Below are 22034 nucleotides of genomic sequence, written 5' to 3' on the forward strand. Positions count from 1 at the left end.
GAGGACGATGACGAGGCCTCGGACAGCGTGGGCATCGGCGAGGCGATCGTGTTCGAGGACGACGGCCCGTCGGTGGCGGCCAACGGCAACGTGCAGCTCGATGACGATGCATTGACGGGCGGCAACCCCGGCGGCACGGGCGATGACGCGAACTCGACCAACGCCTCGGGCACGCTGGGCCATGACTTCGGCGAGGACGATGCGGGCAGCGTCGAGTGGCTCGAGACAGGCGCGCCCACCGGCTTCTCCTACCTGAAGAACGGGGACGACCTGGAAGTGCGCCAGGGATCCCGCCTGGTCCTCACGATCACGCTGGATACAGCGACCGGTGCCTACGCCGTGACGCAGAACGCGCCGATCATGCACCCCGCCGGCGACAACGAGAACAACGTGTCGCTCACGCTGAACTACCGCGTCACCGATGGTGACGACGACACGGCCGATGGCACGCTGGTGATCAACGTGGACGACGACACGCCGATCATCAACGCCCGCACCGACCTGATCTACGCCAATGGCAGCAATCCGGCCCCCGGCGGAACGGGCGTCTTCTCGTACTCCATCGGCGCCGACGTGCACACCGGGACCTGGTCGCAGAGCAACAGCGACTTCGCCAGCGTGACGCTCCACAGCGGGACGATCGCCGGGTATGCGATCAAGAGCATGGATGTCGACTGGCAGTCGGAGGACGGCGACACCGCGGTGTTCTCCGTGTCGTTCGAGTACCTGCAGGACCCCGGCGCCGGCACCTGGGCTTCGGGCAGCGGGACGCTGACCTTCGACAAGGATGCGGGGACCTACCACCTGTCGATGGGCAATCCGTTCCCGCTCGTGCCGATGCTGGAGACGGCGTACTCGCGCGGGTTCACGGGGTATGAGGTGAACAGCCACCAGACGGACAAGACCCAGCCGATGGTGTCCGTGGCGACGGTCTCGACGCAGTTCTATGCGCAGTTCACGGGCATCAAGGAGCCGGGGAGCGGCACGGGGAGCAACAACCTCAAGGGTGGCACGGATACCCCGAACACGCTCTCGGACGGCGAGCTGTTCACCCAAGCCGCCACCTGGGTCAGCATCTCCAACGTGGCGACCGGTGTGGCCAGCGACACGATCCAGAAGGGTGAGGTCCTGGACATGGACTTCTTCACCTACAACCCGCACGGCTTCTCCAGCGTCGCGCCGGATGCGCGCATCGACGGGGTATTCCTCAAGTTCGACGGCATCAAGCGCTTCGGCGCGTCGGGCGAGGACTTCGTCGTGGTGCTCAAGCTGGTCAACGATTCAGGCGTCCACACGACCCGCGCCGTCGTCGTCGAGAACGGCGACATCTACAACAACACCATGACGGTGCCTGCGCCGTATGCCGCCATCCCGTTGGACAACAACGACGGGCTGGTGGTGATCGAGCGCAACGACTACAACCCCGAAGGCCAGACCTGGCGGATCGAGGGCATGCAGATCCTCACCACGACCGAGGGCGTCAACGGTTCGGGCTACAACCTGCAGAAGGCGGTGGGCTCGGGCGGTGGCAGCACCGGCTTGGCGATGCAGCCGTTCGACAGCGTGACCAATGACAACGACGTCATGAAGATCACCAGCATCGGCTTCCTCAGCTCCTTCACGCCCGACGCCGACCTGCACTTCGACGTCGCCGTGCAGGACGCCGACGGCGACGTCACGGCGACCCAGCGCCTGGACGTTTCCATCCTCGGCAACAGCACCTTCATCGCCGGGCCGGACACCGAGTCCATCCAGGGCCGCATCGGGCAGGGCGATGCCTTCGTGTTCAACACGGTCGCCGACAGCCCGGCGACCGCACCGGACGTGATCACCGGTTTCGTCAGCGGCCTGGACCGCATCGACCTGGTCGCCATTGACGCCGTCAGTGGGGGCGCGGACGACGCGTTCACCTGGATCAACGCCGGGCCGTTCACGAACACGGCAGGCCAGCTGCGCTACGACGCAGCGACCTTCCGGCTCCAGGGCGACGTCAACGGCGACGGCAACGCCGACTTCGTGGTCGTGCTCTCCGGGGTCGCCTCGGTGGCGGCCGGCGACCTGATGCTGTAACCAGCACCGGGCCCTCCCCGGGCCCGGACTGCCTCCAGGCCTGCCCGGCCCCGCCGGGCAGGCCGTGATCCCGTCATTCAGTGCATTCGATGGAGAGTGCCATGGCTGACTATCTTGTAACGGTCGACGAGACCGTGGATGTCCAGAACACGGACGACAGTGGTGCCACCAGCAACGACACGGGCTCGACGCTCCCGGATCGACTCGCCCAGGCGCTGACCGCCGCGGGCGGCGTGAGCGGTGTGGCGAATTCCACCGCGTTGAGTGGCGTGGACGGCACCCAGGCGAACTCGGGAGGCACCAACGTCCTGACCTTCGGCGCCGACGTGCTGGATGTCAGTTTCACCGACAGCAACGGCGACCCGCTCGATGGCCTGGACAGCGGGCTGACCACCACCAGCGGCCACCGCATCCTCCTCTACACCGGGGAGTTCGACAACAACGTGGTGCTCGGGATCGATGAACAGACCGGCGATATCGTGTTCGCGATCTACATGGAGTCGAACGCCACCAGCTTCGGCGATGGCGATGCCGACGTGAATGCCACCGGCGCCAAGCTGTGGCTGGTGCAGTTTGAGGCCATCGAGCATGGCGATGCCACCGACGACAACGACCTCGAGGTCCTGAGCAACAAGATCTTCGTCAGCGTCGACAACCTGCTCGAGTTCTCCCTGGCGGGCGCGCCTTCCGGGCAGAACCTGTTCCTGATGTTCGGCAACAAGACGCAGAACGGTGACCCGCCGACGGTGGCGATCGTCGTGACCGGCAAGAACCCGGAGGGCGGTGACACGGTGAACACCGGCCAGGGCGGCGGCGCCACCACCATCGGCAGCAACAACCAGATGATCGACCCGGGCGAGGGCATGTGGTTCACCTTCGTCGACAACCCGAACCTGGCCTACACGGTGCCCAACCTTGACCAGAACGAGGCGGACCTGGAAGCCAACATCGCCTTCGGCTCGTACCACGGCGCCGACTCGGCCTCCTTCGCGCTGGTGCAGTTGCAGCCGCCCAAGGGTGCGAGCCTGAAAATCAGCGCGTTCTTCAATACCGACGGGGCGGAGGTCGGGGCCGACTACCTCGAGGGCCTGGGGGATGGCGATGACACGCCGGTCAACATCCTGTCGGTGACCGTGGTGCGGACCGCCAAGAACGGCACCCAGACCACCTACGCATTCAGCGAGAGCGACCCCTCGTCCAAGGGCGGCATCTCGGCGGACTTCAACGGCGACACCGTGCTGCTGCGCGGCCTGGTCGCGGGTGACGACCTGACCTATGTCACCGATGGCGACCACAACCGGGTCCTGGTCGACAACGTCGGCAACCCGCAGAACGCCCGGCAGAACTCCGCCTTCGACATCGGTGCCTTCCGCCTGACCTCGGGCGGGCTGGAGACGACCGCACTCGGCGACATCGCATTCGTGGACGACGCGCCGACGGCGAGCATCGATCGCACCCTCAACGCCATCACCCTCGACGAGTCCCAGGGCACCCCTGGCGGCGACCTCACGGCCGATGACGACGATTCACCCTCCGTGGTGGCCGACCCGTTCTCGGGGGAATTCGGCACGCCGTTCGGCGCGGTGGTCGACGTGGACCTGGTCGACACCACCACCACCGTCGGCGCCGATGCCGACGGCGCGCCGGGCGCGGCCGTCACGCTCGAGATCGTCGATGGGGATGGGAGCTGGTCGGGCCTGGTGACCAGCGATGGCACCACGCACATCAACCTGTGGCAGGAGTCGCCCACCACCGTCTCCGGCCGCGCGGGCGGCGCGGACGATGCCGTGGTGTTCGTCATCCGGATCAATGGCAGCGGCCAGGTGTCGGTGGCGCAGTACGCCGCCATCGGCCACCCGCTGGGGGGCGCGAGCAACCCGGACGACCGCGTGGACCTGACCGACAGGCTCCATGCCGTGGTCACGCAGCTCGATGGTGACGACGACACGGCCTCCGACAGCATCGACATCGGCGCCGCCATCCGCTTCGAGGACGACGCCCCGACGGTCTCCGCCAACCTGACGGCCCGCCTCGACGACGACGCGCTCGGCGGCAATTCGGGCGGCACCGACGACGACACCGACGCCCAGAACCTCAGCGGAACCCTCGGTCTCACCTTCGGCCGTGACGGCGCGGGCTCGGTCGCCTGGCGTACCTCGGGCGCGCCCACGGGGTTCTCGTATGAGCTGTCCGGTGATGACCTCCTGGTCAAGCAGGGAACGACCACCGTCCTGACGCTGACGCTCGATACCGCGACCGGCGCCTACACGGTCACGCAGAACGCGCCGATCGCCCATGCGGCCGGCAGCGCCGAGAACAACGCCAGCTTCACGGTCGGTTACCGCGTCACCGACGACGACGGCGACTGGGTCGACGGCACCCTGGCGATCGACGTGGACGACGACACCCCCGTGGTCAGCGCCCGCAGCGACCTGGTCTACGCGAACTCGAGCAACCCATCGCCTGGCGGGACCGGCGTGTTCGCCTACGCCATCGGCGCCGACGCCCGCACGAGCTGGTCCGCCAGCAATTCCGACTTCTATTCCGTCGCCCTCACCGGCGGCAACGTGGGCTCGGGGGCCGGCAGCGCGATCACGCCCACGGGCGCCACCGGGACGACCTGGCAGTCGGAGTCCGCGGCATCGGCGGTGTACGCCGTGTCCTTCAGCTACGTGTCCAACCCGTTCGACGGCTCGACCAGCCAGGCGACCGGCACGCTGACCTTCAACAAGACCGCTGGCACCTACACCCTGCAGCTCGCCGCGCCGGTCTCCAGCTACAGCCTGCTCACCACCAGCACCGCCCAGGGCTTCGCCGGCTATGAGCTGAATACCAGCACGCCGGACAACACACAGCCCGCGGTGTCGGTGGCGCGCCTGTCCGGCAGCTTCCATGTGCAGTTCCAGGGCTACGCGGAGCCGGGCAGCGGCACCGGGGCCAACAACCTGGTGGCCGGGGGCGATGGCACCTTCACCAACGACCAGCAGGAGCTGTTCACGCAGGCCGCCTCGTGGGTCAGCGTGTCGGGCTCGGCGGCCGGCGTGGCCGGGGACACCATCCAGAAGGGCGAGGTGCTGGACCTGGACTTCTACCTGACCGACCCCAAGGGCAACACCGGGCTGGCACCGACCGCGACCACCAGCGGGGTCTACATCAAGTTCGACGGCATCACGCACAGCATCACGAACGGCGAGGACTTCGTGGTCGTCCTCAAGCTGATCGACGTGAACGGCGACCCCGGCACCCGCATCACCCGCGCGGTGGTGGTGGACAACTACGACATTTACGTCAAGACCGACCCGGCCATCCCGGTGCCCGCGGCCTACAGCAACGTCAGCCTCGACAACAACGACGGCCTGGTGATCATCGAGAGCAACGACTACAACCGCGACCTGGGCGGCGGCAACGTCGAGCACTACGTGATCGAGGGCCTGCAGGTGCTGGTGTCCACCGAGGGCCTCTCCGGTTCGGGCATCAGCCTGAACCCGGCGGTCGGCGCCGGTGGCTTGAGTTCCGGCACCACGGCCTTCGGCGCGGCGACCACCGACAACGACGTGATGAAGATCGTCGACATGGGCTTCTTCACCACGATCACGCCGACCAGCCAGCTGCAGTTCAACGTGGCGGTCCAGGATACCGATGGCGATGTCTCGGCCACGCAGGTGCTGGACGTGACGGTGGTGTCCGGCGCAACCTTCACCGCCGGGGCCGACCGCGAGGCGATCCAGGGCCGGGCCGGCCTGGCCGACACCTTCGTGTTCGCCTCGGTGGCCGCCAGCCCCGCCGGCGCCAGCCATGACGTGGTCAGCGGCTTCACCAGCGGCCAGGACCGCATCGATGTCTCGGGCATCGACGCGAATTCGACCGGTGGCGGCGCCAACGACGCCTTCACCTGGATCGGCGCGGCCGCCTTCTCGAACGTCGCCGGCCAGCTGCGGTTCGACGGGACGAGCCACCTGCTCGAAGGCGACGTCAATGGTGACGGGGCGGCCGACTTCGCGGTCGAACTCGCCGGCGTCGCCACGCTCCAGGCGAGCGATGTCGTGGTCTGAGTCCCCGCAAACGGCAAGGGCCGGCCCGCTTGCGCGGGCCGGCCCTTGTGCGGTCAGGGGGCGATCAGGGCGCCAGGATCACGACCTGCGTCGCGACGTTCTGTGCGCCGTCGTACTGCAGCTGCGTGCCGCTGATGTCGCCCACCGTGAAGGTGGTGCTGCGGGTGGTGCTGGACTTCAGGTTGCCGGTGCTCACGGTGCAGGCGCCGGTGCTGCCGGTCTTGCAGCTGAAGGTGCCGCCGGGGGCGAAGCTGCCCGAGACCGTGGCATTGGCGACGGCGGCGCCGGTGGCGACGTCACGCACGTTGATGGTGGCGCTGGCCTTCCAGCTGCTGCCGCCGGTGCGGGCGCCGCTGCCGCCCAGCGAGCGGACCGCGACGGTCTGGGTCACCACCGGGGCCGGCTGCGTGACCGGCGCGCTGGCGGAACCGATGGACAGCAGCAGGTTGGGCGAGCCGGTACCGGCCGCGATGACGTGGTTGGTCGTGGCGTTGGCCTTGATGGTGCTGGCCACGGTGGCCGGCGTCGCGCCGGGGTTGGCCTGCAGGATCAGGGCGGCGGCGCCGGCCACGTGCGGGGCAGCCATGGAGGTGCCGCTCATCGTGGCCGAGGCCGTGGTGCCGGCGATGCCGGCCGAGACGATGTTGTAGCCGGGGGCGAACAGGTCCAGGCAGGTGCCGATGTTGGAGAAGTAGGCGCGGTAGTCGGAGCTCATGGTCGCGCCGACGGTGATGGCGCTGGGCTCGCGGGCCGGCGAGGCGGTGCAGGCGTCGACGTTGCTGTTGCCCGCGGCGACGACCACGGTCACGCCCTTGCTGACGGCGCCGGCGACGGCCGCGTCCAGGGTGGAGGAGGCGGAGCCGCCGAGGGACAGGTTGGCCACCGCGGGGCGCGCCGTGCTCGAGGCGACATAGTCCAGGCCGGCGATGACCTGGCTCCAGGCGCCGTTGCCCGAGCAGTCGAGCACCCGCACGGGCACGACCTTCGCGCCCTTGGCCACGCCCCAGGTGGTGCCGGCGACGGTGCCCGCCACGTGGGTGCCGTGGCCGTTGCAGTCGTTGGTGCCCTGGCCGTCGGCGACGGCGGTGAATCCCGGCAGCAGGCGGCCGGCGAATTCGCTGTGGTCGGCGCGGATGCCGGTGTCGACGACGAAGGCGGTCACGCCCGCGCCGGTCTGGCTGTAGGTGTACTGGGTGTTCAGGGGCAGGTCGACCTGGTCGATGCGGTCCAGGCCCCAGGTGGCGGAGGACTGGGTGACGCTCTGCTGCAGCGAGACGGTCTGGTCCTGCTCGATCGAAGCCACATCCGGGTGGTTGCGCAGCGCATTGACGGCGGCGGCCGGCAGCGTGGCGGAGAAGCCCTTGAGCGCGTGGCCGTAGGCATGGTGCAGGCGGCCGCCGTGGGACTGGGCCATCTGCGCGCCCTGGGCGGCCGGGTTGGCGACATGGGACTTGAAGACGACGATGTAGCGATCCGCCACCGGACGGGACACCCCGTAGGGGGCGTTGACGGCGCTGCGGGTCTGAGCGGCGACCGGCAGGGCTTGCCAGGCGGCGGTGGCCAGTAACGCGATACCGAAGGTGCGGATGAATGCTTTCATGTTCGTGTCAGTCTCAATGTAAGTAATTGGTGCCAGCAGGTGGCATGCCGATCCGTCTGTCTGGTCGGGCTCTGGGGGCCCGAGGGCCTGGGCTGAAAGCCGTGGGTGCCTCTATGGGTCCGATCGTAGAAATCGGACGCACCCCGGCCTTAGGGGAATGGCGGCAGATGGCTAGGGAATCCGCGCAGAAGCGGTAGGGAAACGGCCGCGAGATGTAAACGGGAAATGGGCTCCCGTCGCCTGGGCCTTGTTACTGTCGTTACATGTCGTTGCGGATGGGCGGAAAAGCGTTGGCGGCCGATGGGCTCGGCCTGTCGTCAGGAATCGGGCGCGATGATAGGTCGGCCCGCCCGCCGATCGGCCCGGCGGGGGATGTTTGCGGTTAGCGGTTGTTTCGCCGGCCCACTGGCAGGCCGGCCGGCGGCGTCAGCCGCCCGTCTCGAGGGCGTGGCCCTGGCCGCGGCCCCGGCCCAGGGCCGCCACGAGTTGGGGCAGGGCGGCGGCGAGCGCCGGCTTCAGGGTGTGGGGCGGGTTGACGAGGAACATGCCGCTGGCCGCCAGGCCCTGCCGGCGCGGGCCTTCGCCGGGCACCTTGGGCTGCAGCGGCTCGTCGCGCTGGCCGATCGACAGCGTGGCATGCAGCCAGGGCTTGCCGGCCTGGTTGGCCAGGGTCTTGAGGCGCCGGGGCAGTTCGTGGGCCTCGGGCCGCGGGATGATGGGGTACCAGACCGCGTAGGTGCCGGTGGCGAAGCGCTTGATCGAGTCTTCGAGGCAGGCACTCACTTTCGCGTAATCGCTCTTGATCTCGTAGCTCGGATCCACCAGCACCAGGCCGCGGCGCGACGGCGGAGGCAGCAGGGCCTTGAGGGACTCGAAGCCGTCGGCCCGCGTCACGGCCACCTGCCGGCCGGCGCGCAGCTGGGCCACGTGGGCGGCCAGGGCCTGGCTGTCGGTGGGGTGCATCTCGAACAGCTTGAGCCGGTCGCGGGCTTCCTCGCGCAGGAATTTCTGGATCACGAAGGGCGAGCCGGGGTAGAGCTTCAGGCGGCCTTCGTGGTTGAAGGAGCGCACCACCTCCAGGTAGTCGGCCAGCGCGGGCGCTGGCTCGGGCAGGTCGGCGGCCAACAGCTTGCGGATGCCGTCGTCGGCCTCGCCGGAGGTGCTGGCGTAGTCGTCGTCGAGCCGGTAGAGGCCGGCGCCGGCATGGGTGTCCACCGCCAGCAGGGCGGCGGGTTTCTGCACCAGGTGCTTGAGGGTGGCGATCAGCACCAGGTGCTTGAGCACGTCGGCGTGATTGCCGGCGTGGAAGGCGTGCCGGTAACTGAACATGGTGCCCATGGTAGCCGCCCTGGAGGGGGACTGGCGCAACCCGGGCGATTCTTCATATAATCCAAGGCTCTGCAGCGTTCTCGTGGTCCCGCGGCAGATAACACGCACGTGCGACACGCCAGTGGCGCCCGCCCGTGGAAACCCCGCCTAAGAGGTCCCCAGAAGAGGGACGCCGAACGCGGAAAAGGACCGCCAAACCACTTTCTCGAAAGAGTCTCATGACCAAAACGTTCAGCGCAAAACCCGCTGACGTGACGCACGAGTGGTTTGTGATTGACGCCACCGACAAGGTGCTCGGACGGATTGCCAGCGAAGCAGCCCTCCGTTTGCGCGGCAAGCACAAGGCCATTTACACGCCTCACGTCGATACCGGCGATTACATCGTCGTCATCAACGCAGACAAGATCCGTGTCACCGGCACGAAGGATCTGAACAAGAAGTACTACCGTCACTCGGGCTTCCCGGGCGGTATCTACGAAACCAACTTCCGCGACCTGCAAGCCAAGCATCCTGGCCGTGCGCTCGAGAAGGCCGTCAAGGGCATGCTGCCCAAGGGTCCCCTCGGCTACGCCATGATCAAGAAGCTCAAGGTGTACGCCGGTGCCGAGCACCCGCACACCGCGCAGCAGCCCAAGCAGCTGGACATCTAAGGAGCGGACATGATTGGTGAATGGAACAACGGCACCGGCCGCCGCAAGAGCAGCGTCGCCCGTGTCTTCCTGAAGAAGGGTACCGGCAAGATCACGGTCAACGGCAAGAGCATCGAACAGTTCTTCGGCCGCCAGACCTCGATCATGATCGCCAAGCAGCCCCTGGTGCTGACCAACCATGTCGAGACTTTCGACATCCAGGTCAACGTCCACGGCGGCGGTGAATCCGGCCAGGCCGGTGCCACCCGTCACGGCATCACCCGCGCCCTGATCGACTACGACGCGTCCCTCAAGCCCGCGCTGTCCGCAGCCGGCTTCGTGACCCGCGACGCCCGTGAAGTCGAGCGTAAGAAGGTCGGCCTGCACTCCGCTCGCCGCCGCAAGCAGTTCAGCAAGCGTTAATCGCCCGCTCCTGCAGCGAGAAGCCGCACCGGTTCGCCGGATGCGGCTTTTTCTTTGCACCAAAGCCCCCACGCGAGGGGGCGGCAAGGCGCGCCGCGCCTTGCAACCGGCGCGGATGGCCTAACATACCCGCCTGAATCGATAAGGAATTCCCATGAGCGCTGTTGCCGAGAACATCCAGACCGACATGCCTGCCCCGCTGCTGTTCACCGACAGCGCCGCGGCCAAGGTGGCCGACCTCATCGCCGAAGAAGGCAACCCCGACCTGAAGCTGCGCGTGTTCGTGCAGGGTGGCGGCTGCTCCGGCTTCCAGTACGGCTTCACCTTCGACGAGATCACCAACGACGACGACACCGTCATGACCAAGAACGGCGTGTCGCTCCTGATCGACGCCATGAGCTACCAGTACCTGGTGGGCGCCGAGATCGACTACAAGGAAGACCTGCAGGGCGCGCAGTTCGTGATCAAGAACCCGAACGCCACCACCACCTGCGGCTGCGGCTCCAGCTTCTCGGTCTAAGCCGGGTACACGCACCCCAGCACACGGGCGCCCCTGGCGCCCGTGGTGCTTTGGAGGTCCAGCTTTTCACCCTCGAGGGCCTTGCGGGCCAGCCAGGCGAAGGCCGCGGCCTCGACCTGCAGCGGCGGCAGGCCGGCCGCCTGGCTGCCGGCCACGGCGACGCCGGGCAGCAGCGCGGCGAGCCGCTGCATCAGGAAGTCGTTGAGGGCCCCGCCGCCGCAGACGACCAGTTGCCCGAGGCCGGGGGCATGCCGCATGAGATCGTCGGCGCAGGCGCGCGCGGTGAGCTCGGCGAGCGTGGCCTGGACGTTCTCGGGCGCGATCTCGCCGAAGGCCGCGAGGTGGCCGGCCAGCCACTGCAGGTGGAACAGGTCGCGGCCGGTGCTCTTGGGCGGCGGACGCGAAAAGTAAGCGTCGGACTGGAGGGCCGCCAGCAGGGCCTCGTGCACCCGGCCGCTGGCGGCCCAGGCGCCGCGGTCGTCGTAGGCGCGGCCCAGGTGCTGCTGGCACCAGCCGTCCATGAGGGCGTTGCCGGGGCCGCAGTCGAACCCGAGCTGGCTGCCGTCGGCCCGCAGCACGGTGAGGTTGGAGATGCCGCCGATGTTCAGCAGGCCCAGGGCCTGGCCCGGGCGGCCGAACCAGGCGCGGTGGAAGAAGGGGGCGAGGGGCGCGCCCTGGCCGCCGGCCGCGACGTCGCGGCTGCGGAAGTCCGCCACCACCGGGATGCCGGTGAGCTCCGCGAGCAGGGCGGGCTGGTTCAACTGGAGGGTGTAGCCGGTGCCGTCGAACTCCTGCGGGCGATGGCGCACGGTCTGGCCATGGGCGCCGATGGCGCGGACCGCTCCGGGGGCCACGCCGCAGCGGGCCAGCAGGTCCTGGACGACCTGCGCGTAGACGCGCACCAGGCCGTTGCCCGCAAGCGCGGCGCGGTGCAGTTCGTCGGGGCCGGAGGTGTTGAGCGCGAGGAGCTCGGCGCGCAGGGCGTCGGGGAAGGGGGCGCTGGCATGGGCCAGCACGCGCCCCGGGGCGGCGCTGAAGTCGGCGAGGACCCCGTCGACCCCGTCCAGCGAGGTGCCGGACATCAGGCCGATGTACAGGGCGCCCACGGTGGCAGCGGTCTTATTCGATGCTGGCCGTGAGGGCCATGCCGGCCGCGGCTTCGAGCTTCAGGCGCATGGCGCCGGCGAGCTTGTCGAAGGCGGGGCGGGCTTCTGCGGACAGCGGCAGGCCCTCGGCGCGGCGCGCCACGGTCAGCGGGTCCTGGTGCCGGCCGTTCACGCGGAACTCGAAGTGCAGGTGCGGGCCGGTGGACATGCCGGTGGAGCCGACCGCGCCCACGCGCTGGCCCTGGGTGACCTTCTGGCCGGCGCGCACGTCGATGCGCGAGAGGTGGGCGTACAGGGTGGAGTCGCTGCCGTTGTGCTTGATGATGACCACGTTGCCGTAGCCGCCCTGGCGGCCGGCGAACTCGACCTGGCCGTCGCCCACGGTGCGCACCGGGGTGCCGGTGGGGGCGCCGTAGTCCACGCCCAGGTGGGCGCGCATGGTCTGCAGCACCGGGTGGAAGCGCATGGCGAAGCCGCTGGTCACCCGCGAGAACTCCATCGGCGAGGCGAGGTAGACGCTTTGCAGGGTCTTGCCGTCCAGCGAGTAGTAGGCGCCCTTCTTGCCGGCCTCCTGGAACCACAGGGCGTCGTGCGTGGTGCCGTTGTTCACGAACTGGACCGACAGCACGCGGCCGGTGCGCATCGGCTCGCCGTCGGCCTCGAGGGTTTCGTAGACCACGCTGAAGCGGTCGCCCTTGCGCAGGCCGCGGTGGAAGTCGACGCGGCCGCCGAGGATGTCGGCCACCTGGATGGCGATTTCGTCGGGAATGCGGGCGTCGTCGACCGCAGCGAACAGCGAGGTGCGGATGGTGCCGCTGCCCAGGCGGGCGGAGGGCACGAGGGCGGCGGTCTCGACACGGCTGGTGAAGCGGCCGTCGGTGCCGCGCTCGATCACCAGGCGGCGGAAGGTGCCGTCGCTGTCGGGCGTCCAGCGCGCGGTGAGGCGCTCCAGGCCCTGCTTGTCATTGGCTTCGACGGTGACCTGCCGGCCGGTGCGACCGAGCACCTGGCTGCGGAAGGCGGTGTCGCCGCGCACGAAGGCGGCGGCGGCGGCATCGCTCAGGCCCAGGCGGGCGAACAGGGTGTCGACGGTGTCGGAGCTGCGAACGCCCTCGGTGCGGAACAGGCGCAGCGCGTGCAGGTCCAGGGCCTGCGCCTGGCTGGCGAGGTCCAGGGGCACGACGGACTCGACCACCTCGCGCACCGGGACGTCGGCGGCGTCGGGGCCGAAGCTGGCCACGGCGAACGCGCCGCCGCCACCACCCAGCAGCGCGGCCGCCAGCAGGGCGGTGATGTGCTTGGGATGGTGCTCCAGCGCGTGGGCTGCTCGCGCGGCCAGTCGGCGGCCGGCGGCCAGGAGGTTGTTGTTCAAGTCTGCGGGTCCTTGGCGGGTGGGTGTCTTGCGTCTTCGCCCGTGAAGCGGCTCGCTACGGGAAGTGCCGATCAGGGGGTGACTAGAATCGGCCTTCCCCAAAAGCTGGCCCGAGTATACCGGGTCGGTGGCCCGACGAATCCGTAAAAAGCCTTATGAATCAAGCCACTGTAACAACCGCCCACCCCGTGACGGACCGCGTGCGGGAGGCGATGGCAGTGTCACTGCGCGGCTGCGAGGAGCTGCTGCCGCGCGAGGAATGGGAGCGCAAGCTGGCCCGGTCCGAGGCCACCGGCGTGCCGCTGCGGATCAAGCTGGGCCTGGACCCGACGGCGCCGGACATCCACGTGGGCCATACCGTGGTCCTGAACAAGATGCGCCAGCTGCAGGACCTGGGCCACCAGGTGATCTTCCTGATCGGCGACTTCACCTCCCTGATCGGCGATCCCTCGGGCCGCAACAGCACCCGCCCGCCGCTCACGCCCGAGCAGATCAAGGTCAACGCCGAAACCTACTACCGCCAGGCCAGCCTGGTACTGGACCCGTCGAAGACCGAGATCCGCTACAACAGCGAGTGGTCCGAGCCGCTGGGCGCGACCGGCATGATCCAGCTGGCGGCCAAGTACACCGTGGCCCGCATGATGGAGCGCGACGACTTCCACAAGCGCTTCACCCAGGGCCAGAGCATCTCGGTGCACGAATTCCTGTACCCGCTGATGCAGGGCTACGACTCGGTGGCCCTGAAGTCCGACCTGGAGCTGGGCGGCACCGACCAGAAGTTCAACCTGCTGATGGGGCGCCACCTGCAGCAGGAGTGGGGCCAGGAGCCCCAGTGCATCCTGACCATGCCGCTGCTCGAGGGCCTCGACGGCGTGGACAAGATGTCCAAGAGCAAGAACAACTACATCGGCATCAGCGAGGACCCGAACACCATGTTCGCCAAGGTGATGTCGATCTCGGACACGCTGATGTGGCGCTGGTACACCCTCCTGAGCTTCCGCAGCGAGGCCGACATCGCGGCGCTGCGCCGGGAGGTCGAGGGCGGCCGCAACCCGCGCGATGCCAAGGTGGCCCTGGCCAAGGAGATCACGGCGCGTTTCCACAGCGCTGCCGCGGCCGACGGCGCGGAGCAGGACTTCGTGAACCGCAGCAAGGGCGGCGTGCCCGACGAGATTCCCGAGGTCTCGCTGTCCGGCGTGCCCCTGGGCATCGGCGCGCTGCTCAAGTCGGCCGGCCTGGCACCCTCCACCTCGGAGGCCAACCGCCTCATCGACGGCGGCGGCGTGCGGGTCGATTCCAGCGTCGTCAGCGACAAGGGCCTCAAGCTCGAGGCCGGCACCTATGTCGTGCAGGTGGGCAAGCGCAAGTTCGCCCGCGTGACGCTGGCCTGATCCCGGTCCCGCGGCGCCGGCGCTATTTCGCGCCGGCCGCTTCCAGCATCTTCACCATTGCCGCGTAGCCCCGCTGCCGCGCCAGCTGCAGCGGCGTGCGGCCATTGCGGTCGGCCAGCTGCAGGTTGGCGCCCGCATCGACCAGGACCTTCAGGGTGGCCTGGTGGCGCGGCCCGCCATCGCCCAGCACGATGGCCTCGATCACCGCCGTCCAGTGCAGGTTGTTCACGTGGTCCAGCGGCGCGCCCGCGGCCACCAGCTGCCGCACCACGCCGTCATGCCCCAGGTGGGCCGCGGCGATCAGCGCGGTGCCGTCGTAGCGGCTGGTCACCCGCTTCGCGCTGGCGCCCAGCGACAGCAGCATGCGCAAACTGGCCTCGTCGTCGGCCACGGCGGCAATGGTGACCGCGTCGTAGCGGTCGTTGTCCATCGCGTCCAGGCGCGCGCCGGCCTGGGCCAGCGCCCGGATCGCCTCGGGGTGGCGGGCGAAGGTGGCCACGTGCAGCGGCGTGCGGCCATTGCCGTCGCGGGCCTCGAGGGCCGAGGCCCCGCCGCCGGCCGCCAGCTGGCGGATCGCCGCCGCGTCGCCGCGCCAGGCCGCGGCATGCAGGCCCCGGTAGGCTGCGGCCTCCGGCGCGGACGGGCCGACCTGGGCCGCCGCCGGCCCGGCGGCCACGAGGGCCACGAAGGGCGTGATGGGCAGGGCCAGCGCCACGGCCTGGGACAGCACCGCGAGGGCGGTGCGCGCCCGCCGGGCGATGGTGGCAGGCGTGCTGGCGATCGGTGCGCGGCGGTCGGCCATGGCGCGTCTCCTTCGTGCGCGGGGATTACTTCAGCAGGTCCTTGACCTTGTCCAGCGCGGCGACGGCGCACTGCTCGTCGATCTGGCCCGAGGGCGCACCGCCCACCCCCACCGCGCCGATCACCTCGTTGCCCACGCGCACCGGCACGCCGCCGCCCAGAAGCAGGTAGCCGGGGATGTTCACCAGGTTGGCGGCGGCCGGGTTCTTCTGCGCGACCTCCATGATGGCCAGCGTGTTGTTCTTGGCCGAGGCCGAGGTGTAGGCCTTCATGCGGCTGGCCTCCAGCGTGTGCGGGCCGGCGTTGTCGGCGCGGTGGACCGCGCGCACCACGCCGGCGCGGTCGACCACCGTGGCCGTCACGTTGTAGCCGCCGGCGGTGCAGGCGGCGACGGTGGCCGAGGCGATCTGGTTGGCCAGGTCGAGCGAGACGTTGCGCTCGGTGCGCACCGCCTGGGCGGAGGCGCTGCCGGCGGCGGCCGCGGCGAGGGCGAAGGCGAGGGCGAAGGCGAGGGTGGATGCGAGCTTGTTCATGGGTTCTCCGGTTCGGGTTTCAGTGTCTGGACGGCCCGCGGCGGACCGTGGGTGCACTGTAGGAACCGGCGCCCGCCGGCGCCATCCGAGCGGCTACGCGGGCCGCTGCGTAGAACTACTCAGGGCCCCGGTTCGGCGCCACCCGCGCCGTCGCCCTCGGCGAGGTCGGCGTACTGGCGAATCAGCAGGGCCAGCGAGTCCACCGCGAGCTTCTCGAACACGTGGGCGCGGTGGTTCTCCACGGTCCGCGGCGACAGCCCCAGCACGCGGCCGATCTCCTTGTTGGTCAGGCCCTGCACGATCAGGCGCAGCACCTCGCGCTCGCGCTCCGAGAGCTGGGCGTGGCGCTCGCGCGCGGCCTGCCCGGCGCGCAGCCGCTCGCGGGTGCCCACGTGCTGGCGCACGGCCGACTGCAGCGCCTCGAGCAGGGCGTCGTCGTCGACCGGCTTCTCCAGGAATTCGGCGGCGCCGCCCTTGAAGGCGCGCCGGCACATGTCCACCGTGCCATGGCCAGTGAGCATGATCACCGGGTGGTCCATGCCGCGCGCCTGCAGCCGCTCCAGCACCTGCAGCCCGCCCACCCCGGGCATGCGCACGTCGAGCACGATGGCGCCGATGCCGCCGCCGTCGAAGCCATCAAGGAAGGCCTGCGGGTCGGCCCAGGGCTGCACCCGCAGGCCGATGGTGCCGATCAGGAGCTCCAGGCTGGCGCGCACCGCGGCGTCGTCGTCGACGAGGTGCACCAGGGGGGATTGCGCGTTGGCGGTCTGGGTCGTGGCGTTCATGGCGTGGCCCGGGGCAGGGTCAGTCGGAAGCTGGCGCCGCGCGGCGCGTGGTTGGCGGCCTCGAGGCGGCCCCCGAGCCGGCCGGCCAGGGTTTCGCACAGGCTCAGGCCCAGCCCCATGCCGCCCGGGCGGGTGGTGAAGAACGGCTCGAACAGCCGGGGCAGGGCCTCGGGCGCGATGCCCGGGCCGGTGTCGGTCACCGCGAGGCGGCCGTCGCCGCCCTCCTGCGAGGTGGCGAGCACCAGCCGGCGCTGGCCCGCCGGCACCTGCTCCAGGGCCTGCATCGCGTTCATCACCAGGTTGTGGACGATCTGCTCCAGGGCCACCGGCTCGGCGAGCACCCGCACCGGCGGGCCCTCGACCCAGGCCTCGATGCCATGCCGCTGCAGTTGCGGCGCCAGCAGGTGCAGCGCGCCGCGGGCCGCGGCCTCGAGGTCCACTGGCTCGCGCACCGCCGGGTCCGGGTGCTCCAGCGTGCGGCGCAGGCGGCCCACCACGTCGGCGGCGCGTCGGGCCTGTCCGGCGGCCTGCGACATCGCGCCGCGCGCGGTGGCCAGGTCGGGCGGGTCCTCGGCCAGCAGGCGGCTGGCGGCCTGGGTGTTGGCGAGCAGCGCGGTCAGTGGCTGGTTCAATTCGTGCGCCATGCCGGCGGCCAGCTCGCCCAGGGCATTGAGCCGGCCGACCTGGCCGAGGCGCAGCAGGTCCTCGGCGCGCCGGCGCTGCTCGCGCAGGGCCAGCAGCGTGCGGGCCACCGCCAGCGCGCCGGCGCAGGCCAGCGCCCACAGCGCCATGCGGCCCCAGGGCAGCTCGCCCCAGCCGACGCTGCGGCTGGCCACCAGGGCGAAGGGCTGGCTGGCCGAGCCCAGCACCTTGGTAGCCTCGAAGCGCCAGCCCCCGGCCTGCGCCGCGCCCGGCTGCAGCAGGAAGGACTGGCCGGCCATTTCCAGCGTCATGCGCACCGGCGCGGCGGAGGCGGGCCATTCGGCGGCCGGCACCGCCTCCCGCAGCGACAGCTGCAAGGCGAAGCTGGCCGGCTCGCCGGCGAGCACCAGCCAGTAGCGGCCCTGGGCCAGGTCCAGCGGGCCGGGCACGGGCCGCCGCTGGCGGCGCGACTCGGCCTGGGCGGCTTCCAGCGCCGGGTCGACCCAGGGCTGCGCGCCATCGCGTCGCTGCACCGCCACCACCTGCGGGTACAGCGAGGGCAGGCGGCGTTCGGCCGCCTCCGGCCCGGGGGCGGGCTGCAGCAGGGCGAGTGTCGCCAGCGCCGCGTCGTGCTGCGCCATCCGCTGGCTCAGGAGGCGGTGGGCGATGCGTGCGTCGGTGTCGAACGCGGCGTAGAGATGGGACAGCTCGAGGCGGGCCAGCGCCGCGGCCCCTGCCACGGCGAGCAGGGCCCACAGGCCCAGCCACGGGGCATGGCGGCGGATCCAGGTGCGCATGGGCGCATTGTGGCGCTGGGCCACAATCGACGCATGGCGACGACGCTCCTTGCCCGACTCACGCCGCGCCGCCTGCTCGCGGTGTCGGCCGGCGTCGCGGTGCTCACCATCACGCTCAAGACCCTGGCCTGGCAGGTCACCGGCTCGGTGGCCCTGCTGTCCGATGCGATGGAATCCTTCGTCAACCTGGCCAGCGCCCTGTTCGCGCTGGTCATGGTCACGGTGGCCGAGGCCCCGCCCGACGAGGCCCACCCGTACGGTCACCACAAGGCCGAATATTTTTCCTCCGGCTTCGAGGGCATCCTGATCATCGGCGCGGCGCTGGGCATCATCTGGGCCGCCGGCCACCGCCTGTTCGACCCGCAGCCGCTGGAGCGCATCGACTGGGGCCTGGGCCTGTCGGTCGCCAGTTCCGCGCTGAACGGCCTGCTGGCGTGGGTCATGCACCGCGCCGCGCGCGAGCACCGCTCGATCGCGCTGGAAGCCGACGCCCGCCACCTGGTCACCGACGTCTGGACCTCGGTCGGCGTCGTCGCCGGCATCGCCCTGGCCGGCCTGACCGGCTGGCTCTGGCTCGATGCGGCGGTGGCCATCGGCGTCGCGCTGAACATCCTGCGCGAGGGCATCGAACTGCTGCACCGCTCCTCGCAGGGCCTGATGGACGAGGCGCTGGAGCCCGAGGTGCAGGCGCAGATCCAGCGCACGCTGGCGGGCTTCGCCCATGACGCCGTGCGCTTCGACCATGTGACCACCCGCAAGGCCGGCCAGCGCCGCTTCGCGGACATGCACATGCACATGCCCGCCGACTGGACCTTGGGACGTGCCGCGGCCCTGCGCAACGCGGTGGAACAGGCCCTCATGGGGGAGGTGCCGGGACTGCGCGCCACGATCCAGCTGCTGCCCAGCGACGTCGAGGCGCATGTCGATGACAGGAAGGACGTGGACTGATGCTGGCGGTGATCCAGAGGGTGCGCGAGGCGCGCGTGGACGTGGGCGACGAGGCGGTGGGCGAGATCGGCGCCGGCCTGCTGGTGCTGGTGTGCGCCGAACCCGGCGACACCGAGGCCCAGGCCGACCGGCTGCTGGCCAAGCTGCTGAAGCTGCGGATCTTCAGCGACGAGGCCGGCAAGATGAACCGCAGCGTGCAGGACATCGACGGCGGGCTCCTGTTCGTGAGCCAGTTCACCCTGGCGGCCGACACCGCCGGCGGCAACCGCCCGAGCTTCACCGGCGCCGCGCCCGCCGCGCTCGGCGAGCACCTGTACGACTACCTGTGCCAGCAGGCGCGCATGGCGCACCCGCGCGTGGGCACCGGCCGCTTCGGCGCCCACATGCAGGTCTCGCTGGTGAACGACGGGCCGGTGACGATCCCGATGCGGATCCTGTAGGGCCGGCCCGGGATCCCGCAGGGGTCAGTAGGGGTTGGGATAGCCCAGGGCCTGCAGCAGCAGCACCTCCAGGGCCTCCATCTCGAGCGCGTCGCGCTCGTTCGTCTCGTGGTCGTAGCCCTGCGCGTGCAGGGTGCCGTGCACCAGCAGGTGGGCGTAGTGTTCCTCGAGCGACTTGCCCTGTTCCTTCGCCTCGCGCTCCACCACCGGGCCGCACAGCACCAGGTCGCCGGTGACCACCGGCTCGCGGGTGTAGTCGAAGGTCAGGACGTTGGTGGCGTAGTCCTTGCGCCGGTACTGGCGGTTGAGGGCGCGGCCCTCGTCCTCGCCGACGATGCGCACCGCGATCTCGCCGGGATGCTTCAGCGCCATCTCCATCCAGCGCTTCACGCGCGGCTTGCGCAGCAGGGCCTTGTGGGCGGCCAGGCCGGGGAAATCGCCGAACTGCAGTTCGAGCTCGAGGGTGGGGGCGGGAGCGGGAGGCAGCTTAGCGCGCGGCATCGGATTTCCTGGCGGCGTCGTAGGCGTCGACGATGCGGGCCACCAGCGGGTGGCGCACCACGTCGGCGCTGGTGAATCGGGTGTGGGCGATGCCCTTGACGCGCCGCAGGATGCGCTCGGCATCCACCAGGCCCGAGAGCTGGCCCTTGGGCAGGTCGATCTGGCTGATGTCGCCGGTGACCACGCACTTGCTGCCGAAGCCGATGCGGGTGAGGAACATCTTCATCTGCTCGGGCGTGGTGTTCTGCGCCTCGTCGAGGATGACGAAGGCGTTGTTCAGGGTGCGCCCGCGCATGAAGGCGAGCGGCGCGATCTCCAGCGCGTTGCGCTCGAAGGCCTTGGTCACGCGGTCGAAGCCCATGAGGTCGTAGAGCGCGTCGTACAGCGGGCGCAGGTACGGGTCCACCTTCTGCGTGAGGTCGCCGGGCAGGAAACCGAGCTTCTCGCCGGCCTCCACCGCGGGCCGCGTGAGCACGATGCGCTGCACCGCGCTGCGCTCCAGCGCGTCGACCGCGCAGGCCACCGCCAGGTAGGTCTTGCCGGTGCCGGCAGGGCCGATGCCGAAGGTGATGTCGTGGTGGGCGATGTTGTCCAGGTAGACGCTCTGGGTCGGGGTGCGGGCGCGCAGGTCGGCGCGGCGGGTGTGCAGCACCAGGGCGCCATCGTCGCCTTCCTCGAGCGAGGCGTCGCCGGCGAGCATCAGCTGCACCTTCTCGGCGGGAATGGGGCGCGCGGCGATCTCGTACAGCGCCTGCAGGACCTCCAGCGCGCGCTGCGCCTTGGCCTTGGGGCCGTCGACCTTGAACTGCTCGTGGCGGTGGGCGATCGACACCTGCAGCGCCGCCTCGATGGTGCGCAGGTGTTCGTCGGTGGGGCCGCACAGGTGGGCCAGGCGGGCGTTGTTCGGCGGCGAGAAAGTGTGGCGGAGGATCAAGCTGATAATCCAGAGAGAGGATCACGATGATAGGCAAACTCACCGGCACCCTGGCCGACAAGAACCCGCCCCAGCTGCTGGTGGACTGCAATGGCGTCGGCTACGAGGTCGACGTGCCCATGAGCACCTTCTACAACCTGCCGAACACCGGCGAGAAGGTGAGCCTGCTGACGCATTTCGTCGTCCGCGAGGACGCCCAGATCCTCTACGGCTTCGCCACCCCCGGCGAGCGCGACACCTTCCGGCAGCTGATCCGCATCTCCGGCGTCGGCCCGCGCACCGCGCTGTCGGTGCTGTCCGGCATGAGCGTGGCCGAGATCGCCCATGCCGTCACCGCGCAGGACGCCGGCCGCCTGGTCAAGGTGCCCGGCATCGGCAAGAAGACGGCCGAGCGCCTGCTGCTGGAGCTCAAGGGCAAGCTCGGCGCCGACCTCGGCCCGGTGGGCGGTGGCGGCGCCGCCACCGACGACCAGGCCGACATCCTCCAGGCCCTGCTGGCCCTGGGCTACAGCGACAAGGAGGCCTCCTCGGCCCTCAAGGCCCTGCCCGCCGGCATCGGCGTGAGCGAGGGCATCAAGGCGGCGCTCAAGGCGCTGGCGCGCTGAGGCGCGGCCCGGGCCTCCGGTCGGCCCGCAGCGGACGCGTTTCGTTCGGCAACAGCAGGCGCCAGGGTGCCGGCCCAGAATCCGGTGATTCGACCCGGCTGGAGGTGCCACACCATGGAACGCCTTGAGATTCGACGCGGCCAGCGCCTGGGGGCGGCGGGCTGGCGGGTCCTCCTGACCCTCCTCATCCTGACCCTTCTCACCCTCTTGGCCGCCTGCGGCGGCGAGGGCGGTTTGCCCGGGGGCGGCGGCAACGGCAGCCGCACCGACCCGGTCCCCGCGATCACGGCCGACCCGGCGAACGCGGCCCTGCCCCGCATCGAACCCTACGAGCACGGGGCGCCCCAGTCCACCCAGTTTCCCCAGTCCGCCGCGTTGCGCGACCTGACCGCCCCCGAGTCCCCGGCCGCCGTGGCCGCGGCGGCCCGGGTCGACCTGGGTCCGCTGCCGGCAGCGCAGGCGCGGGCCGTCGAGGCGGGGCGCGCCGCCCCGGCCGACCCGCGCAAGGCCCGTCCCATCGGCCTGACCCGCGCGTCGGCCGCCACGGCCGACGCCG

General features: G+C 70.4%; 19 protein-coding genes and 1 pseudogene. 10 read left to right on the forward strand and 10 right to left on the reverse strand.

What is annotated here, in order from left to right:
- The coding region (locus ACT80S_RS17345; protein WP_377418153.1) for a M10 family metallopeptidase C-terminal domain-containing protein at positions 1 to 2070 on the forward strand (2070 nt) is incomplete at its 5' end.
- 101 nt (positions 2071 to 2171) lie between these two features.
- A complete protein-coding gene (locus ACT80S_RS17350) occupies positions 2172 to 6122 on the forward strand; it encodes a beta strand repeat-containing protein (protein ID WP_377418155.1) in 3951 nt (1316 codons plus the stop codon).
- Positions 6123 to 6186: 64 nt separating this feature from the next.
- Here the strand turns inward: ACT80S_RS17350 and ACT80S_RS17355 are convergent, their stop codons facing one another.
- A complete protein-coding gene (locus ACT80S_RS17355; RefSeq protein ID WP_377418157.1) occupies positions 6187 to 7722 on the reverse strand; it encodes a S8 family peptidase in 1536 nt (511 codons plus the stop codon).
- Positions 7723 to 8148: 426 nt separating this feature from the next.
- On the reverse strand, positions 8149 to 9051 hold the full coding sequence (locus ACT80S_RS17360; RefSeq protein WP_377418193.1) for a 23S rRNA (adenine(2030)-N(6))-methyltransferase RlmJ: 903 nt from the start codon (positions 9049 to 9051) through the stop codon (positions 8149 to 8151).
- Between the two features lie 218 nt (positions 9052 to 9269).
- Between ACT80S_RS17360 and rplM the strand changes: the two genes are divergently transcribed.
- The 3 genes from rplM to erpA all read left to right on the forward strand — a co-directional run bounded on the left by rplM (position 9270) and on the right by erpA (position 10623).
- Positions 9270 to 9701, forward strand: a complete 432-nt coding sequence (gene rplM, locus ACT80S_RS17365) for a 50S ribosomal protein L13 (protein WP_377418159.1) — start codon at positions 9270 to 9272, stop codon at positions 9699 to 9701.
- A gap of 9 nt (positions 9702 to 9710) precedes the next feature.
- On the forward strand, positions 9711 to 10103 hold the full coding sequence (gene rpsI / locus ACT80S_RS17370; RefSeq protein WP_377418161.1) for a 30S ribosomal protein S9: 393 nt from the start codon (positions 9711 to 9713) through the stop codon (positions 10101 to 10103).
- A gap of 154 nt (positions 10104 to 10257) precedes the next feature.
- Positions 10258 to 10623 (forward strand): iron-sulfur cluster insertion protein ErpA, encoded by a 366-nt coding sequence (erpA, locus tag ACT80S_RS17375; protein WP_377418163.1) that lies wholly within the window; start codon positions 10258 to 10260, stop codon positions 10621 to 10623.
- Here erpA and ACT80S_RS17380 read toward each other — a convergent pair.
- Both ACT80S_RS17380 and ACT80S_RS17385 read right to left on the reverse strand, forming a co-directional pair.
- A complete protein-coding gene (locus ACT80S_RS17380; RefSeq protein WP_377418165.1) occupies positions 10620 to 11729 on the reverse strand; it encodes an anhydro-N-acetylmuramic acid kinase in 1110 nt (369 codons plus the stop codon). The genes erpA and ACT80S_RS17380 overlap by 4 nt on opposite strands.
- A 13-nt stretch (positions 11730 to 11742) precedes the next feature.
- Positions 11743 to 13101: a M23 family metallopeptidase gene (locus ACT80S_RS17385; protein WP_377418167.1), complete on the reverse strand. Its 1359-nt coding sequence runs from the start codon at positions 13099 to 13101 to the stop codon at positions 11743 to 11745.
- 155 nt (positions 13102 to 13256) lie between these two features.
- On the opposite strand from ACT80S_RS17385, the gene tyrS reads away from it, so the two are divergent.
- Positions 13257 to 14492 carry a tyrosine--tRNA ligase gene (gene tyrS, locus ACT80S_RS17390; RefSeq protein ID WP_377418169.1) on the forward strand — a complete coding sequence of 412 codons (1236 nt, stop codon included), beginning with the start codon at positions 13257 to 13259 and terminating at the stop codon, positions 14490 to 14492.
- Between the two features lie 22 nt (positions 14493 to 14514).
- On the opposite strand, the gene ACT80S_RS17395 is transcribed toward tyrS, so the two are convergent.
- The 4 genes from ACT80S_RS17395 to ACT80S_RS17410 all read right to left on the reverse strand — a co-directional run bounded on the left by ACT80S_RS17395 (position 14515) and on the right by ACT80S_RS17410 (position 18050).
- Complete coding sequence (locus ACT80S_RS17395; RefSeq protein WP_377418171.1) at positions 14515 to 15294, reverse strand: ankyrin repeat domain-containing protein; 780 nt, start codon at positions 15292 to 15294, stop codon at positions 14515 to 14517.
- A gap of 25 nt (positions 15295 to 15319) precedes the next feature.
- The gene (locus tag ACT80S_RS17400; RefSeq protein WP_377418173.1) at positions 15320 to 15826 is read right to left on the reverse strand and encodes a GlcG/HbpS family heme-binding protein; all 507 of its coding nucleotides are present in this window, start codon (positions 15824 to 15826) and stop codon (positions 15320 to 15322) included.
- Positions 15827 to 15945: 119 nt separating this feature from the next.
- Positions 15946 to 16611: a response regulator transcription factor gene (locus tag ACT80S_RS17405; protein ID WP_377418175.1), complete on the reverse strand. Its 666-nt coding sequence runs from the start codon at positions 16609 to 16611 to the stop codon at positions 15946 to 15948.
- Positions 16608 to 18050 carry a sensor histidine kinase gene (locus ACT80S_RS17410; RefSeq protein WP_377418177.1) on the reverse strand — a complete coding sequence of 481 codons (1443 nt, stop codon included), beginning with the start codon at positions 18048 to 18050 and terminating at the stop codon, positions 16608 to 16610. The genes ACT80S_RS17405 and ACT80S_RS17410 overlap by 4 nt, the downstream gene beginning before the upstream one ends.
- A 33-nt stretch (positions 18051 to 18083) precedes the next feature.
- Between ACT80S_RS17410 and ACT80S_RS17415 the strand changes: the two genes are divergently transcribed.
- Positions 18084 to 18998: a cation diffusion facilitator family transporter gene (locus ACT80S_RS17415; RefSeq protein WP_377418179.1), complete on the forward strand. Its 915-nt coding sequence runs from the start codon at positions 18084 to 18086 to the stop codon at positions 18996 to 18998.
- Complete coding sequence (gene dtd / locus ACT80S_RS17420; protein ID WP_377418181.1) at positions 18998 to 19438, forward strand: D-aminoacyl-tRNA deacylase; 441 nt, start codon at positions 18998 to 19000, stop codon at positions 19436 to 19438. The genes ACT80S_RS17415 and dtd overlap by 1 nt, the downstream gene beginning before the upstream one ends.
- A gap of 24 nt (positions 19439 to 19462) precedes the next feature.
- Here dtd and ybeY read toward each other — a convergent pair whose 3' ends face one another.
- Positions 19463 to 19939 (reverse strand): rRNA maturation RNase YbeY, encoded by a 477-nt coding sequence (ybeY, locus tag ACT80S_RS17425; RefSeq protein WP_377418183.1) that lies wholly within the window; start codon positions 19937 to 19939, stop codon positions 19463 to 19465.
- Positions 19926 to 20873, reverse strand: coding sequence for a PhoH family protein (locus ACT80S_RS17430; RefSeq protein WP_377418185.1), 948 nt, complete (start codon positions 20871 to 20873; stop codon positions 19926 to 19928). Before ACT80S_RS17430 ends, ybeY begins: the two co-directional genes overlap by 14 nt.
- A 26-nt stretch (positions 20874 to 20899) precedes the next feature.
- Between ACT80S_RS17430 and ruvA the strand changes: the two genes are divergently transcribed.
- The gene (ruvA, locus tag ACT80S_RS17435; RefSeq protein ID WP_377418187.1) at positions 20900 to 21478 is read left to right on the forward strand and encodes a Holliday junction branch migration protein RuvA; all 579 of its coding nucleotides are present in this window, start codon (positions 20900 to 20902) and stop codon (positions 21476 to 21478) included.
- Between the two features lie 114 nt (positions 21479 to 21592).
- Positions 21593 to 22034: pseudogene (locus ACT80S_RS17440) on the forward strand (hypothetical protein); the annotation flags it as partial.

The sequence above is a fragment of the Ramlibacter sp. MAHUQ-53 genome (assembly GCF_052600055.1).

Coding starts and splice junctions, on each gene's coding strand:
- ybeY (WP_377418183.1), bottom strand. CDS start 19,939: ATGCCGCGCGCTAAGCTGCCTCCCGCTCCCGCCCCCACCCTCGAGCTC.
- ACT80S_RS17405 (WP_377418175.1), bottom strand. CDS start 16,611: ATGAACGCCACGACCCAGACCGCCAACGCGCAATCCCCCCTGGTGCAC.
- ACT80S_RS17415 (WP_377418179.1), top strand. CDS start 18,084: ATGGCGACGACGCTCCTTGCCCGACTCACGCCGCGCCGCCTGCTCGCG.
- ACT80S_RS17360 (WP_377418193.1), bottom strand. CDS start 9,051: ATGTTCAGTTACCGGCACGCCTTCCACGCCGGCAATCACGCCGACGTG.
- ACT80S_RS17400 (WP_377418173.1), bottom strand. CDS start 15,826: ATGAACAAGCTCGCATCCACCCTCGCCTTCGCCCTCGCCTTCGCCCTC.
- dtd (WP_377418181.1), top strand. CDS start 18,998: ATGCTGGCGGTGATCCAGAGGGTGCGCGAGGCGCGCGTGGACGTGGGC.
- ACT80S_RS17350 (WP_377418155.1), top strand. CDS start 2,172: ATGGCTGACTATCTTGTAACGGTCGACGAGACCGTGGATGTCCAGAAC.
- rpsI (WP_377418161.1), top strand. CDS start 9,711: ATGATTGGTGAATGGAACAACGGCACCGGCCGCCGCAAGAGCAGCGTC.
- tyrS (WP_377418169.1), top strand. CDS start 13,257: ATGAATCAAGCCACTGTAACAACCGCCCACCCCGTGACGGACCGCGTG.
- ACT80S_RS17355 (WP_377418157.1), bottom strand. CDS start 7,722: ATGAAAGCATTCATCCGCACCTTCGGTATCGCGTTACTGGCCACCGCC.
- erpA (WP_377418163.1), top strand. CDS start 10,258: ATGAGCGCTGTTGCCGAGAACATCCAGACCGACATGCCTGCCCCGCTG.
- ACT80S_RS17395 (WP_377418171.1), bottom strand. CDS start 15,294: ATGGCCGACCGCCGCGCACCGATCGCCAGCACGCCTGCCACCATCGCC.
- rplM (WP_377418159.1), top strand. CDS start 9,270: ATGACCAAAACGTTCAGCGCAAAACCCGCTGACGTGACGCACGAGTGG.
- ruvA (WP_377418187.1), top strand. CDS start 20,900: ATGATAGGCAAACTCACCGGCACCCTGGCCGACAAGAACCCGCCCCAG.
- ACT80S_RS17410 (WP_377418177.1), bottom strand. CDS start 18,050: ATGCGCACCTGGATCCGCCGCCATGCCCCGTGGCTGGGCCTGTGGGCC.